Source organism: Streptomyces sp. NPDC020422 (assembly GCF_044386705.1).
In the GTDB taxonomy this organism is placed as follows: Bacteria; Actinomycetota; Actinomycetes; order Streptomycetales; family Streptomycetaceae; genus Streptomyces.
Genome location: NZ_JBIRVJ010000009.1, coordinates 219947 through 234101, shown reverse-complemented (window position 1 = coordinate 234101; position 14155 = coordinate 219947). Strand labels below are relative to the sequence as shown.

At 74.3% G+C, this 14155-nt stretch carries 12 protein-coding genes; 4 read left to right on the top strand and 8 right to left on the bottom strand.

The annotated features are described in order from the left end of the window. Window positions 1–42 precede the first annotated feature (42 nt). Genes ACH414_RS25165 through ACH414_RS25155 form a run of 3 tightly spaced genes read right to left on the bottom strand, consistent with a single transcriptional unit; the run spans window position 43 to window position 3317 of the window. On the bottom strand, window positions 43–777 hold the full coding sequence (locus ACH414_RS25165) for an SseB family protein (protein ID WP_382546085.1): 735 nt from the start codon (window positions 775–777) through the stop codon (window positions 43–45). Between the two features lie 24 nt (window positions 778–801). Continuing rightward, window positions 802–1977 carry a type VII secretion-associated serine protease mycosin gene (gene mycP, locus ACH414_RS25160; RefSeq protein WP_382546088.1) on the bottom strand — a complete coding sequence of 392 codons (1176 nt, stop codon included), beginning with the start codon at window positions 1975–1977 and terminating at the stop codon, window positions 802–804. Further along, window positions 1974–3317 (bottom strand): hypothetical protein, encoded by a 1344-nt coding sequence (locus tag ACH414_RS25155; RefSeq protein ID WP_398943420.1) that lies wholly within the window; start codon window positions 3315–3317, stop codon window positions 1974–1976. The genes mycP and ACH414_RS25155 overlap by 4 nt, the downstream gene beginning before the upstream one ends. A 123-nt stretch (window positions 3318–3440) precedes the next feature. Between ACH414_RS25155 and ACH414_RS25150 the strand changes: the two genes are divergently transcribed. Beyond that, a complete protein-coding gene (locus ACH414_RS25150) occupies window positions 3441–4643 on the top strand; it encodes an amino acid deaminase/aldolase (protein WP_398943418.1) in 1203 nt (400 codons plus the stop codon). A 13-nt stretch (window positions 4644–4656) separates the two neighbouring features. Here ACH414_RS25150 and ACH414_RS25145 read toward each other — a convergent pair whose 3' ends face one another. The 4 genes from ACH414_RS25145 to ACH414_RS25130 all read right to left on the bottom strand — a co-directional run bounded on the left by ACH414_RS25145 (window position 4657) and on the right by ACH414_RS25130 (window position 9532). Then, on the bottom strand, window positions 4657–5925 hold the full coding sequence (locus tag ACH414_RS25145; protein WP_382546097.1) for a haloacid dehalogenase-like hydrolase: 1269 nt from the start codon (window positions 5923–5925) through the stop codon (window positions 4657–4659). An 81-nt stretch (window positions 5926–6006) separates the two neighbouring features. Then, complete coding sequence (locus tag ACH414_RS25140) at window positions 6007–6789, bottom strand: 3-oxoacyl-ACP reductase (RefSeq protein ID WP_382546099.1); 783 nt, start codon at window positions 6787–6789, stop codon at window positions 6007–6009. Continuing rightward, window positions 6786–8159, bottom strand: a complete 1374-nt coding sequence (locus tag ACH414_RS25135; protein WP_391769925.1) for an aldehyde dehydrogenase family protein — start codon at window positions 8157–8159, stop codon at window positions 6786–6788. Before ACH414_RS25135 ends, ACH414_RS25140 begins: the two co-directional genes overlap by 4 nt. Before the next feature lie 8 nt (window positions 8160–8167). Then, entirely contained in the window at window positions 8168–9532 is a 1365-nt protein-coding gene (locus tag ACH414_RS25130) for a glutamine synthetase family protein (RefSeq protein WP_382546105.1), read from the bottom strand. A gap of 78 nt (window positions 9533–9610) precedes the next feature. Here ACH414_RS25130 and ACH414_RS25125 point away from each other — a divergent pair, with 78 nt between their 5' ends. From ACH414_RS25125 to ACH414_RS25115, 3 genes are all read left to right on the top strand, one after another. Further along, window positions 9611–10339: a FadR/GntR family transcriptional regulator gene (locus ACH414_RS25125; protein ID WP_386566418.1), complete on the top strand. Its 729-nt coding sequence runs from the start codon at window positions 9611–9613 to the stop codon at window positions 10337–10339. 137 nt (window positions 10340–10476) lie between these two features. Further along, entirely contained in the window at window positions 10477–11925 is a 1449-nt protein-coding gene (gene eat, locus ACH414_RS25120) for an ethanolamine permease (RefSeq protein ID WP_386566419.1), read from the top strand. Between the two features lie 30 nt (window positions 11926–11955). Next, a complete protein-coding gene (locus tag ACH414_RS25115) occupies window positions 11956–12636 on the top strand; it encodes a gamma-glutamyl-gamma-aminobutyrate hydrolase family protein (RefSeq protein ID WP_391769923.1) in 681 nt (226 codons plus the stop codon). Window positions 12637–12675: 39 nt separating this feature from the next. On the opposite strand, the gene ACH414_RS25110 is transcribed toward ACH414_RS25115, so the two are convergent. Further along, window positions 12676–14118, bottom strand: coding sequence for a purine-cytosine permease family protein (locus tag ACH414_RS25110; RefSeq protein WP_398943414.1), 1443 nt, complete (start codon window positions 14116–14118; stop codon window positions 12676–12678). Between the last annotated feature and the right edge of the window lie 37 nt (window positions 14119–14155).

The window sequence follows — 14155 nt, the reverse complement described above, 5'->3', positions numbered from 1 at the left end:
GCTCCCGCGGCCGGCGGCTTCACGGCCGCCGGCCGCGGCACGTCAGTTCCTTACGTAGAAGGGCTCGCCGGGAGGCGTGGCCGAGGCCGGCAGCAGCGCCAGGTCGAGGCCCCGCACCAGGCGGGCCCTCAGTGTTTCGTCGGCCGCCAGCAGGCGGGCGACGCGCTGGGCGGCCTCCGCGGGGGCGGCGTCCTCGGCGAGCACCAGCGCCAGCGTGCCGTCGGCGGCGCCCGGGCCCAGGTGGGCGCGGAGGACGGCGGGCTCGGCCGCGACCGCGGCCCGCACCGCGTCCCGTACCGCCGGGTCGTCCAGCGGGTCCGCGCTGCTGCGCCCCTCGGCCAGGGCGAGCAGGGCGGAGCCGGTCACCTGGTAGGGCACCGGCCCGGCCAGGTCGAGGACGAGGGTGTCGGCCTTCTCGTGGGCGAGGGCCTGGAGCGCCTGGTGCAGCGGGACGGCGACCGGCCGGGCGGCCGGGTCCCACAGGGCGAGCGAGGCGATCGAGGTGAAGGCCGGCAGCGCCCGCCGGTCGCCCGCGGTCAGCGTGGGCACGGCCATGTCGCTGGTCTTCTCCTGCTTCAGCCCCGTGACCGGGTCGACCTCGACCTCGCCGAGGACGGCGACGACGGGGACCAGCAGCCGGGCGTCCTTGAGCGCCCGCAGGACGGGGCCGTGGGCGGTCCGGTCCTCCGCCCAGGCGGCCAGGGCCGCGGCGAGCCGCGGGTCGGCGGTGCCGTCGTCGTCGGAGAAACCGGGGTCCGGAATGTTCTTGAGCGCCACGCCCCGAGCCTAACCGCCGGGTGCTCAGCGGTTGCGGCTGCCCCGCCACAGGGCGACGGCGGCGGCCAGCAGCAGGACGCCGACGCCTCCCGCGATGGGCGCGAGGAGCCCGATGGGGTGGCTCTCCTCGGGCTCGGCCTGGGGACCGGGGCCGAAGTACTGCCCGCCGAAGCCGGCGACGGCGGCCTTGGGGTCGGCGCCCTTGAGTGCGCCCCCGGCCTCGATGGCGGCGGCCGGGTCGACCGTGCCGTACCCCTTCTGGTCGGTGCGGCCGCCCTTGGGGCGGTTGCGGGCGGTGTCGACGAGGAGCCGCTTGACCTGGGCGGGCGTGAGGTCGGGATGGGCGGCGCGGACGAGGGCGACGGCGCCGGAGACGAACGCGGCGGCGGCGCTGGTGCCCCAGCCCTCGTAGTAGCGCCGGTCGGGGTCGGCGATGACGATGTCGACGCCGGGGGCGCTGACGGTGGCGTACCAGCGGCTGGTGGAGAAGGAGGCGTGGGTGCCGTAGCGGTCGACGGCGGTCACGGCGATGACGCCGGGGTAGGCGGCGGGGTACGAGATGTGGTCGCCCTTCTCGCCGCCGTTGCCGGCGGAGGCGACGACGGAGACGCCCTTGGCGAGGGCGTACTGGACGGCGGAGTCCTCGCCGGCGTCGGGGTGGGCGGACTCGGAGTCGTCGCCGAGGGAGAGGTTGATGACGTCGGCGCCGTGGTCGGCGGCCCAGCGGATGCCCTCGGCGAGGGCGGTGCCGCGGGTCTTGCGGGCCTTGTCGCGGGACTTGTCGGTGCCTTCGAGGATGACCCGGACCGGCAGGATCTTCACCTTCGGCGCGACGCCGAGGACGCCGTCCTGGTCGCCGGGGCCGTGCCCGTGTCCGGCGATGATGCCGGCCATGGCGGTGCCGTGGCGGGCCCAGGCGCGGTCGCCGCGGGCGGCGCCGAAGCCGACGAGGTCGGTGCCGGTGAGGACGGAGCCCGCGAGGTCGGGGTGGCCGGAGTCGACGCCGGTGTCGAGGACGGCGACGGTGATGCCCTCGCCGCGGGTGGTCTGCCAGGCCCGGGAGGTGTGCAGGGCGTCGAGCCCCCACTGGCGGGCGCGGATGGTGTCGGCGTACGCGGGCGTGGTGGTGGCGGGCAGCACGGCGAAGGCGGCGGCGAGCAGGGCGGCGGCCGCGGCGCGGCGGCGGGGGCGGCGGATCACCGGTCGCCTTCCTTGAGGGTGGCGGCGACGGTCTTGCGCAGGGCGCGTTCGACGGCGTCGCCGACGCCCTTCGCCTCGTGGCCCAGGCCCGCCTGGGCGACCGGCGTGGTGCGCTTGGCGGTCATCGCGCGCTCGGCGGGCTCGGCCTCGGCGACGGGGCGGCCGTCGGCGAAGCCGGAGACGGAGGTCACGACGACGGGGAGGTCCGGCAGGATGTGCCGCCACCAGCTGGCCCGCTGGCGGTCGCCGAAGCCCGCGGCGACGGTGGCCGGGCCGGCGAGGGCGGGCGGCGGGTCGTCGTCGGCGCGCGGGCCGAGGGTGCGCATGGTGGCGGGGTCGGCCTGGGTGAACACGAGGGCGACGGTGGTCACGTGCGAGGAGGTCGCGTCGGTGTACGTGGCGCGCAGCACGCGCTCGCAGCCGGGGTCCCGAAGGGCGGTGAGCAGGCCCTTGGGCAGGACGGCCGCCGTGCAGGGCGCGTCGGGGGCGACGACGATCCGGGTCCAGGTGCGGGCGGCGCCGCCGGGGCCCGCGGTGGGGCCGGCCAGGGTGCGCGGGAAGAGGGTGTCGACGGGGGCGTCGTGCCAGAGGGCCTTGGTCCGGGAGTAGCCGGGCGGCTCGGCGGGCTCGCCCGCCCCGCTCCCGGCCAGCAGCGCGCCGGTGAGGGAGCCGCCGACGAGCCCGAGACCGAGCACCGCGAAGCCCGCGGCGGCCAGGACCCGCCCGGGGCGCCGGTCCTGGACGGGCCGCAGCCGGGTGGTGGTCTCCACGGGCAGCTCGTCGGGCAGCGCCCAGCGGTCGACGCCGTACGCGGGGGCGTGGGCGGGCCGGGGGTGCGCGTCCCGGATGGGGCGGAGCCGGGTGGTGGTCTCGACGGCGGGGAGGGCGGCGCCGGGCCCCGGCCCCGCCGGGGGCTGGGGCAGGGCCGGCTCCGGCGCCTGGCGCGGCTGGGACGCCGGGGACGCCGATGCCGGAGCGGGCGCCGGGGGCGGTGCGGCCACGGGACGGGCCGGCGGCCGGGCCTGAGCCTGCTCCGTCGTGTGGTGGACCGGGGGCAGGGGCTGGGCTGCGGCACGGTTGCCCGCCGCCTGGCCCTGGGGGGCCCGCCGGGTCGGGGACTGCGGGGGCGGCGCGGCCGCGGGGCGTCCCGCCGGCGGGTGGGCCGGGGGCTCGGCCGGGGCGCGCTCCGTCGCCGGGCCGGTCGGCTGCTGCTGCGAGGCCTGGCGGGGCGGCGGCTGCGGGGCCTGCCTGGGCGCGGTGGCGGGCGCGGGCGTCGGAGCCGTCTGCGGGAGGAGGGCGTCGGTGATGCGGGACGTGGGGCGGTGCGGCTCGGTGCTCATCCCCGTCCCCCTGGTGCCCCTGGTCGTTCCGTCACAGCAATGGCGGTCACTCTACGGGCTGTTCCCCCCGGGGCGGGAACCCAGGGGCTACCCACGTGTAAACCCGTCTGGCAAGCTCGGCCCATGACTCCCCGCGCGGCCGACCGCGCCCGGTACGACCGGGCCACCGCCCACCTCGACGCGCCCCTCGCCGTCGTCGACCTGGAGGCCTTCGACGCCAACGCCGAGGACCTGGTGCGCCGGGCCGGCGGGAAGCCGGTCCGGGTGGCGACCAAGTCGGTGCGGTGCCGGGCTCTCCTCGAGCGGGTGCTCGCGCGGGACGGGTTCGCCGGGGTCATGTCCTTCACGCTGGCCGAGTCGCTGTGGCTGGCCAGGGCCGGGGTCGACGACGTGCTGCTCGCCTACCCGTCGGCCGACCGGCCCGGGTTCGGGGAGCTGGCGGGCGACGCGAAGCTGGCGGCCGCGGTGACGGTGATGGTCGACGACGTGGCGCAGCTCGACCTGATCGACGCGGCGCGGGCCGGCGGCACCGAGGAGGTGCGGGTCTGTCTGGAGATGGACACCTCGCTGCACCTGCTGGGCGGCCGGATACGGGTCGGGGCGCGCCGCTCGCCGCTGCGGCAGCCGGCCGAGCTGGCGGAGCTGGCGCGCTCGGTGGTGCGCCGGCCGGGGTTCCGGCTGGTGGGCCTGATGGCGTACGAGGGCCATGTGGCGGGGGTCGGGGACGCGGTGGCCGGCCGGCCGCTGCGCTCGCGGGCGGTCCGGCTGATGCAGTCCGCGGCCCGCAGGGAGCTGGCGGCCCGCCGGGCCGCGGTGGTCCGGGCGGTGCGGGCGGTGGCGCCGGACCTCGAGTTCGTGAACGGCGGCGGCACGGGCAGTGTGCAGCACACGGCGGCCGAGGACGCGGTGACCGAGATCGCGGCGGGTTCGGGGCTGTTCCAGCCGCGTCTCTTCGACAACTACACCTCGTTCTCGGGGCGTCCGGCGGCGCTGTTCGCGCTGCCGGTGGTGCGCCGTCCGGGTGTGGGCGTGGTGACGGTGCTGGGCGGCGGCTATCCGGCGTCGGGGGTGGCGGGGCGCGACCGGCTGCCCGTCCCGTATCTGCCGGAGGGGCTGCGCTACGACCCGCAGGAGGGTCCGGGCGAGGTGCAGACGCCGCTGCTCGGCTCGCCGGCCGACGATCTGCGGATCGGCGACAGGGTCTGGTTCCGGCACGCGAAGGCCGGCGAGCTGTGCGAGCGGTTCGACACCCTGCACCTGGTGGCGGGCGACCGGGTCACGGCCGCCGTCCCGACGTACCGGGGCGAGGGCCGGACCTTCCTCTGACCTCCCGTAGCGGCTAGAAGACCGTGTCCTGCTGGTCCGGTACGACGCTGCCGTCGGCGCGGCGGACCGGCTCGGCGGTGCCGTCGGCGGCCGTGTAGCCGGTGGTGGCGCAGGGGTACGGGCTCGTCTTCTGCTTCTTGGGCTCGATGAACATGGGGTTGACGAGCCAGCGGCCGTCGCCGTTGTCGTAGGCGCGGCACATGAGTTCGTTCTTGTTGCGGTTGAGGACGAGCCGCAGGCCGGTGGCGTCGCGGAGGAAGGAGATGTCCGTGTCGGAGTCCCCGGCGGCGAAGACCTGGCGCCGCCCGGTGGGCTGGACGCGTTCGGCGGCGGGGCCGCGGACGCCGAAGATCTCCTGGTTGATCCAGCAGCGCTTGCCGTCGATGTAGGTGATCATCCGGTCCTCGCCGTCGCGGACGCCGCCACAGCCCTTGAGGTGGCTGGTGAGGCGGCCGTGCTCGGTGGTGTTGCGGATGCCGACGGCGTGGTCGGCCGGGACGCCGGCGCCCTGGGCCCAGACGTCGACGACGGGCTCGGGCGAGGCGGAGACGATCCAGACGTCGAAGCCGGCCGACTTCAGGGCGCGGATCAGGTCGCGCTGCTGGTCGTAGTAGCGGACCCAGCCGGTGACCTGCGCGGTGCCGACCCGCTGGGTGGCGCCCTGGGGGGCGGCGAGGTTCTCGGTGCGGGCGGCGGCGGCGAAGGAGCGCACCTGGCGGGCGGTCCAGCCGTGCAGGAGCTGGGCGAGCCAGGCGTACTGCGGCTCGATGCGGCGGTGGTCGTAGCCGGCGAAGGCGGTCTTCCCGCCGGTCGTCGTGCCCTTGCCGTACACGGAGAGCAGTTCGTCGGCGCAGGTGGCGTCGGTGGCGGTGGGCAGGGTGCGCACATCGGCCGGGCAGGCCTCGCCGAGGGCGCTCGCGGCCTCGGGGGTGAGGTAGCGGCTGGTGGTGGACCAGTCGCCGTGGCGCGGGGGCCGGATGCGGTCGTTGCGCAGCAGCCAGTAGAAGGTGGCGTCGCCGACGTCGTTCTTGATGACGGTGTTGTCCCAGTCGAAGACGGCGACGGGCTTGTCGCCCTTCTGCCGGCAGTGGGCGGCTATGAGGCCGTCGATGCGCGCCTTGTTGTCGCCGTACCAGCCCGCGGCGGAGGTGAGGCCGGCGCAGTCGCGGGCCTGCCGGGTGGTCTCGCGGGGCGTGGCCTGGGCGCCTGCGGCGGGCAGCAGTCCCATCGCGGCGAGGGCGAGGGCGGCCGCGGCGGCGGGGGTGCGGAGCTTGTTGGTCATGAACACTCTCCTGGATGTACGCACGACAGCCGGGCGCCTTGCGACGCCCGGCTGTCGGGGGGATGGATGGGGGGTGAACGCTTAGAGCGGGGTCACGTACGCGCCGGAGATGCCGCCGTCGACGAGGAAGTCGGTGGCGTTGACGAAGGAGGAGTCGTCGCTGGCGAGGAAGGCGACCGCGGCGGCGATCTCCTCGGCCTCGGCGAAGCGGCCGACGGGGATGTGCACCAGGCGGCGCGCGGCGCGCTCCGGGTCCTTGGCGAACAGCTCCTGGAGCAGCGGGGTGTTGACGGGGCCCGGGCAGAGCGCGTTGACGCGGATGCCCTCGCGGGCGAACTGGACGCCGAGCTCGCGGGACATGGCGAGGACGCCGCCCTTGGAGGCGGTGTACGAGATCTGGCTGGTGGCCGCGCCCATGATGGCGACGAAGGAGGCGGTGTTGATGATGGAGCCCCTGCCCTGGCGCCGCATGTACGGCAGGGCGGCCTTGCAGCACAGGTAGACCGAGGTCAGGTTGACGTCCTGGACCCGCTTCCAGGCCTCCAGGCCGGTCTCCAGGATGGAGTCGTCGTCGGGGGGCGAGATGCCGGCGTTGTTGAAGGCGATGTCGACGGAGCCGTAGGTGTCGAAGGCCGTCTTGAACAGCGCCTCGACCTCCTCGGGGTCGGTGACGTCGACCTTGACGAAGGTGCCGCCGACCTCCTCGGCGGCGGCCTTGCCGGCCCGCTCGTCGATGTCGCCGCAGACGACGTTCGCGCCTTCGGAGGCGAGCCGGCGGGCGGTGGCGAGGCCGATGCCGCTGCCGGCTCCGGTGATGACGGCGGTTCGGCCGACGAGGCGGCGGCAGATGTTCTCGGTGCTCACAGTGCGGGGCCCTCCGTGCTGATGAAGACGTTCTTGGTTTCGGTGAAGGCGGTCAGGGCGTCGGGTCCCAGTTCACGGCCGAGTCCGGACTGGCGGAAGCCGCCGAACGGGGTCCAGTAGCGGACGCTGGAGTGGGAGTTGACGGAGAGGTTGCCGGCCCGGACGGCGCGGGAGGCGCGCAGGGCGCGGCCGACGTCGCGGGTCCAGATCGAGCCGGACAGGCCGTAGTCGGTGGCGTTGGCGAGGCGGATCGCGTCGGCCTCGTCCTCGAAGGGCAGGACGACGGCGACGGGGCCGAAGACCTCCTCGACGGCGCACGGCGCGTCCTCGGGGACGCCGGTGAGGACGGTGGGCGGGAACCAGAAGCCGGGGCCTTCCGGCGCCTTGCCGCGGATGCCGTCGAGCTCGTCGCCGACGTAGGAGCGGACGCGGTCGAGCTGGGCGCGGGAGATCAGCGGGCCCATCTGGGTGCGCTCGTCGAGGGGGTCGCCGACGACGATCTCCTCGATGGCGGGGGTGAGCAGCTCCAGGAAGCGCTCGTGGACGCTGCGCTGGACGAGGATGCGGGTGCGGGCGCAGCAGTCCTGGCCGCTGTTGTCGAGGAAGGCCATGGGCGCCGCGGCGGCGGCGGCCTCCAGGTCCGCGTCGGCGAAGACGATGTTGGGGCTCTTGCCGCCGAGTTCGAGGGTGAGCCGCTTCACCTGGTCGGCGCAGCTCGCCATGATGGACTTGCCGACCCGGGTGGAGCCGGTGAAGACGATCTTGGCGATGCCGGGGTGTTCGACGAGCGCGTTGCCCGCGACCGGGCCCTCGCCGGGGAGGACCTGGAAGAGGCCCTCGGGCAGGCCGGCCTCCAGGGCGAGTTCGGCGAGCCGCAGCGCGGTGAGCGGGGTGGTCTCGGCGGGCTTGAGGATGACGGCGTTGCCGGCGGCCAGCGCGGGGGCGGTGGCCCAGGCGGCGATCGGCATGGGGAAGTTCCAGGGGGCGATGACGCCGACGACCCCGAGGGGTTCGAGGATCGTGACGTCGAGGCCGCCGGGGACCGGGATCTGGCGTCCGTTCAGCCGCTCCACTCCCCCGGCCGCGTAGTCGAGCAGGTCGCGGACGTTCCCGGCCTCCCAGCGGGCGTTGCCGATGGTGTGGCCGGCCTCGCGGACCTCCAGGAGGGCCAGCTCCTCGACGTGGGCGTCGACGACGGCGGCGAAGCGGCGCAGGATGCGGGCCCGGTCGGCGGGCGCGGCGGCGGCCCAGGCGTGCTGGGCGGAGGTGGCGCGGGTGACGGCGGCGTCCACGTCGGCCGGGGTGGCGGCGGGGACGGTGGCGACGAGCTCCTCGGTCGCCGGGTTCAGGACGTGCAGTTCGTGCGGCAAGTCTTTCCTCACATGCGTTCGAAGGAGCGGCGCAGTTCCCAGTCGGTGATGGCCGCGTCGTACGCGTCGAGTTCGACGCGGGCCATGTTGCGGTAGTGGGCCACGACCTCGGGGCCGAAGGCGGCCTTGGCGATCTCGCTGGTCTCCCAGAGCTCGGCGGCCTCGCGCAGGGTGGTGGGGACGTGCTCGTACTCGGCGGTGTACGCGTTGCCGGTACAGGCGGGCGGGAGTTCGAGGCCCTGCTCGATGCCGTGCAGTCCGGCGGCGATCAGTCCGGCGACGGCGAGGTAGGGGTTGACGTCGCCGCCGGGGAGCCGGTTCTCGAAGCGCGTCGAGCGTCCGTGGCCGACCACGCGCAGCGCGCAGGTGCGGTTGTCGTGGCCCCAGGCGACGGCGGTGGGGGCGAAGGAGCCGGGCTGGAAGCGCTTGTAGGAGTTGATGTTCGGGGCGTAGAGGAGCGAGAAGTCCCGGAGCGCGGCGAGCTGCCCGGCGAGGAAGTGCCGCATGACCTCGGACATGCCGTCGGCGCCCTCCCCCGCCATGACGTTGCGGCCCTGGGCGTCCTGGAGCGAGAGGTGGATGTGGCAGGAGTTGCCCTCGCGCTCGTTGTACTTCGCCATGAAGGTGAGCGAGCAGCCCTCCTGGGCGGCGATCTCCTTGGCGCCGGTCTTGTAGACGGCGTGCTGGTCGCAGGTGACCAGGGCCTCGTCGTACTTGAAGGCGATCTCGTGCTGGCCGGGGTTGCACTCGCCCTTGGCGGACTCGACGGTGAGGCCGGCGCCGGTCATCTCGTTGCGGATGCGGCGCAGGAGGGGTTCGATGCGTCCGGTGCCGAGGACGGAGTAGTCGATGTTGTACTGGTTGGCGGGGGTGAGCCCGCGGTAGTTCGCGTCCCAGGCCTGCTCGTAGGTGTCCTTGAAGACGATGAACTCCAGCTCCGTGCCGACGTGGGCGGTGAAGCCGTGGGCGGCGAGGCGCTCCAGCTGGCGGCGCAGGATCTGGCGGGGGGCGGCGACGACGGGGCTGCGGTCGTTCCAGGCGAGGTCGGCCATCACCATCGCGGTGGCCTCGTTCCAGGGGAGGCGGCGCAGGGTGGAGAGGTCGGGGTGCATGGCGAAGTCGCCGTAGCCGCGGTCCCAGGACGACATTTCGTAGCCGTCGACGGTGTTCATCTCGGTGTCGACGGCCAGAAGATAGTTGCAGCCCTCGGTTCCGTGCTCGAGGACCTCGTCGAGGAAGAACGGTGCGGCGAACCGCTTGCCCTGGAGCCTGCCCTGCATGTCGGGGAAGGCCAGGACGACGGTGTCGATCTCGCCGCTCGCGACGAGGGCGCGGAGCTCGTCGACGGCGAGCGGGGGTTTGCGGTCTGCCACGGGATTACTCCTCCTTGGGCCTGCCGGGAGCCATAAGGTATTGCTCAGGACCATTGCTTGGGAAGGGGAAACGGCAACGTGGCCCAGACGAATGAATCCGCCGACCGGTTGACGCCGGTGCTGCGGCCGGTGCGCGCGGGCAACGGCTTCGAGGAGGCGCTGGAGCAGATCCTGCAGATCGTCCGGCTCGGCCTGGTGCCGGGGGGCGAGCGGCTGCCGGCCGAGCGGGAGCTGGCGGACCGGATGGGGATCAGCCGGGTCACCCTGCGCGAGGTCCTGAAGGTGCTGCAGGAGCAGGGCCTGGTGGAGAGCCGGCGCGGGCGCTACGGCGGCACGTTCGTGCTCCAGCGCCCGCAGACCTCGGACGAGGCGGAGCTGCGGCGCCGGATCGCGGCCGTCGACGTGGAGGACACGCTGCGCTTCCGCGAGGTCCTGGAGGTCGGCGCGGCGGGGCTCTGCGCGGCCCACGGCCTGGACGACGAGGGCGCTGGGCGGCTGCGCGCGGCGCTCGCGGCGACCCATGACGCCCCGCTCGGCGACTACCGGCGCCAGGACACCCTGCTCCACCTCACGCTCGCGGAGCTGTCCGGTTCGCCGACGCTGACGGCGCAGTACGCGGCGGTGCGGGCGACCGTCAACGACCTGCTGGACTGCATCCCCCTGCTCGTACGCAACCTGGAGCACTCCCAGCACCAGCACACCGCCCTGGTGGAGGCGGTGCTCGACGGGGACGCGGACGCGGCGCGCGAGGTGATGCGGGAGCACTGCGGGGGAACGGCGGCGCTGCTGCGCGGCTTCCTGACCTGAGAGCGGCCCGGGCCGGCCCCGACCCCGGCCCCCTCGCGTAACCGGAACGTAACGCAGAGGGCTTGCGCTGCCCGCCGGTACGACGCAAAGGTATGGCACCAATCCATTGGGCCCGTTGCGGGGAGCTGAGCGCTGGCATGACGCTGGAAGACACCTCAGGCACCACACCGAACACCGTCGAGTCCGACGCCTATCTGGAACGCCGGACCCTGCGCCGCGGCAGCGCGGGCTGGCTCCTGCTCACCGGGCTCGGCGTCGCGTACGTCGTCTCGGGCGACTTCTCCGGCTGGAACATCGGCCTCTCCAAGGGCGGCTTCGGCGGCCTGGCCATCGCCACCGTCCTGATGGGCGCGATGTACGCGTGCCTCGTCTTCTCGCTCGCGGAGCTCTCGGCCATCCTGCCCACCGCGGGCGGCGGCTACGGCTTCGCCCGGCGGGCGCTCGGCACCTGGGGCGGCTTCCTCACCGGCACCGCGATCCTCATCGAGTACGTCCTGGCGCCGGCGGCCATCTCCATCTTCATCGGCGACTACGTGGAGTCCCTCGGCCTCTTCGGCCTGGAGTCGGGCTGGCCCGTCTATCTGGTCTGCTTCGCGCTCTTCATCGGCATCCACCTGTGGGGCGTGGGCGAGGCCCTGCGCTTCAGCCTGATCGTCACCGCGGTCGCCGTGGCGGCGCTGCTGGTCTTCGCGCTCGGCGCGCTCGGCGACTTCCACGTGGACGGCCTGAACGACATCCCGGTCGACCCGACCGCGACCGGCTCCACCTCCTGGCTGCCGTTCGGCCTGCTCGGGATCTGGGCCGCGTTCCCCTTCGGCATGTGGTTCTTCCTCGGCGTCGAGGGCGTGCCGCTCGCGGCCGAGGAGGCCAAGGACCCGGTGCGCTCGATGCCGAGGGCGCTCGCCCTGTCCATGGGCATCCTGGTGCTGCTCGCCGTCGTCACCTTCCTCACGGCGACCGGCGCGCGCGGCTCGGCCGCGATCCAGGAGGCGGGCAACCCGCTGGTGGTGGCGCTGCAGGGCGACGGGGAGCCGACCGCGCTGAGCCGCTTCGTCAACTACGCGGGGCTCGCGGGCCTGGTCGCCTCCTTCTTCTCGCTGATCTACGCGGGCTCGCGCCAGCTGTTCGCGCTGTCCCGGGCCGGATATCTGCCGCGCTTCCTCTCCCTGACCAGCCGCCGCAAGTCCCCCTACCTGGGCCTGCTGATCCCCGGCGCCCTGGGCTTCGCGCTCGCCGCGGGCACCGGGAACGGGGCCAGGATGCTGAACATCGCGGTGTTCGGCGCGACCATCTCGTACGCCCTGATGGCGCTCTCCCACATCGTGCTGCGCCGCCGTGAGCCCGGGCTCGCCCGGCCGTACCGCACTCCGGGCGGTGTGGTCACCTCGTCGGTTGCCTTCGTCCTGGCGCTCTCCGCCCTGGTGGCGACCTTCCTGGTCGACAAGGACGCCGCCTTCATCGCGCTCGGGGTCTATGTGATCGCGCTCGCCTACTTCGCGTTCTACAGTCGCCACCACCTGGTGGCGAGGGCGCCGGAGGAGGAGTTCGCCGCGCTCGCGGCGGCCGAGGCGGAACTCGAACGCTGACCCACGTCCCGAATCCGACAAGGAGACCCCGTGCCCAAGCCGCTCATCGGTGTGACGACCTATCTGGACCAGGCCCGTTGGGGGGTGTGGGACCTGCCCGCCGCGCTGCTGCCGGCCGCGTACCCGCGCCTCGTCCAGGCGAGCGGCGGCCTGGCCGTGATGCTGCCGCCGGACGACCCGTCGGGGGCGGCTGAGGCGGTGGCACGGCTGGACGGCCTGGTGATCGCGGGCGGCGCCGATGTGGAGCCGGTGCGGTACGGGGCCGAGCCCGACCCGCGTACCGGCCCGCCGGCCCGGGCCCGGGACAGCTGGGAACTGGCCCTGATCGACGCCGCGCTGGGCGCCGGCACCCCGCTGCTGGGCATCTGCCGGGGCATGCAGCTGCTGAACGTGGCCCTCGGCGGCACGCTGGTCCAGCACCTGGACGGCCACACCGAGGCGGTCGGCGTCATGGGCCGCCACCCGGTCGAACCGGTCCCCGGCACGCTCTACGCGGACCTGGTCCCGGAGCGGACCGAGGTGCCGACCTACCACCACCAGTGCGTCGAGGTGCTCGGCAAGGGGCTGACGGCCTCGGCGCACGCGGCGGACGGCACGGTCGAGGCGATCGAACTGGCCGGCCCCGGCTGGACGCTCGGGGTCCAGTGGCACCCGGAGATGGGCGAGGACCTGCGGGTCATGCGGGCCCTGGTGGCCGCGGCCACCCGCTAGCGGGCGCCCGTCCCGGTCCGGAGCCCGGCGCCCTCCGCGCTAGCGGGCGCCGGTCCGGGTCCGGAGGCCGGCCCGCCGCGTGAGGACCGCGTACAGCAGCGCGGACACCGCCATGCCGGCGGGCAGGGCCAGGTCCATTCCCCCGAGGGCGCGGGCGACGGGGCCGGTGTACGCGGTGTTCACGCACAGCGCGGCCACGACGGCGCCGCCGATCACGGCCCCGGCACCCGCCGGGTTGACGCCCGCCGCGTACCAGAAGGGGCTGCCCGGGGTCTCGTCCATGAGCGCGCGTCCGTCGTAGCGGCCCCGGCGCAGCGCGATGTCGACGGCGTACACCGTCATGGCGGGGCCGAGCAGCACGACGGTGAGCTGGAGGACGTTGCTGACGGTGTCCAGGAAGTTGGAGACGAGCAGCGCGTAGAGGGTGAGGGCGACCGCGACGGTGCCGTCGGCGATCACGCTGAGGGAGCGCCGGATGCGGATGCCGACCGCCTGCAGGGCGAGTCCCGCGCTGTAGGCGGTCATCGCGTTGATGGCGATCGTGCCGAGGACGAGGGAGAGCAGGAAGACGGGGGTGAACCACCCCGGGAGCATCTCCTCCAGGGCGGTCTGCGGGTCGGTCATGTCGACGACGGTCGCGGCGAGCGCGCCGAGCGAGCAGACGACGATGCTGGGCAGGAAGCCGCCGAGCGCGGTCCACCCGATGACGGCACGCCGGGAGGTCGTGGCCGGGAGGTAGCGGGAGAAGTCGGCGCTGGTGGTGTACGACAGGGGGCCGGAGGCGATGAGCGTGACGCCCGCGACCACGGTCGCCCACAGGTCCACGCCGGTGAGCGGGGCGTCGGGCGCGTAACCGAAGTCGGCCTGCCGCAGCACCGCGTAGCCGACGACGCCGAAGGCGGCGGTCAGGGCGATGGTGATCGGCAGATAGAGCCGGACGATGAGGGCGTGGCCAAAGACGCCGATGGTGAGCGTGACGGCGGCGATGACCAGGACGACGGCGATCTTGACGCCGGTGCCCGCGTGGACGCCGGTCTTCTCGACGAGCGCGAAGGCGGCGCCGGCCGCGGCGGCCAGGTTCAGGGCGAAGTAGCAGACCGAGATCATCCACCCGGTGACGGCGTTGTTCACGCGGTTGCCTCGCACGCCGTACATGGCGCGGGTGATGACCTCGCTGGGGGCGCCGGCGGCGGGTCCGGAGACGGCGAGCACGCCCGTGAGCAGCCAGAACAGATTGCCGACGACGATCACGGCGAGGGCCTGCCAGAGGCTGAGCCCCATGAGGACGAGGGCGCCGCCGACGACCAGGCTGAGGTAGTTGACGTTGGCCGCGGCCCAGACGGAGAAGAGCTCGCGGGGATGCCCGTGGCGCTCGTCGTCGGGGATGTGGTCGATGCCGTGGGACTCGATCCTGGTGGGCCGGTCCGTGGCCGCCCGCGCGGCGGGAGCGCTGGCGCGCGGGTCGGGGAACGTGGAAGCCATACGGCCCTCCGATGAACGTGTCGTGCACACCTGGTTG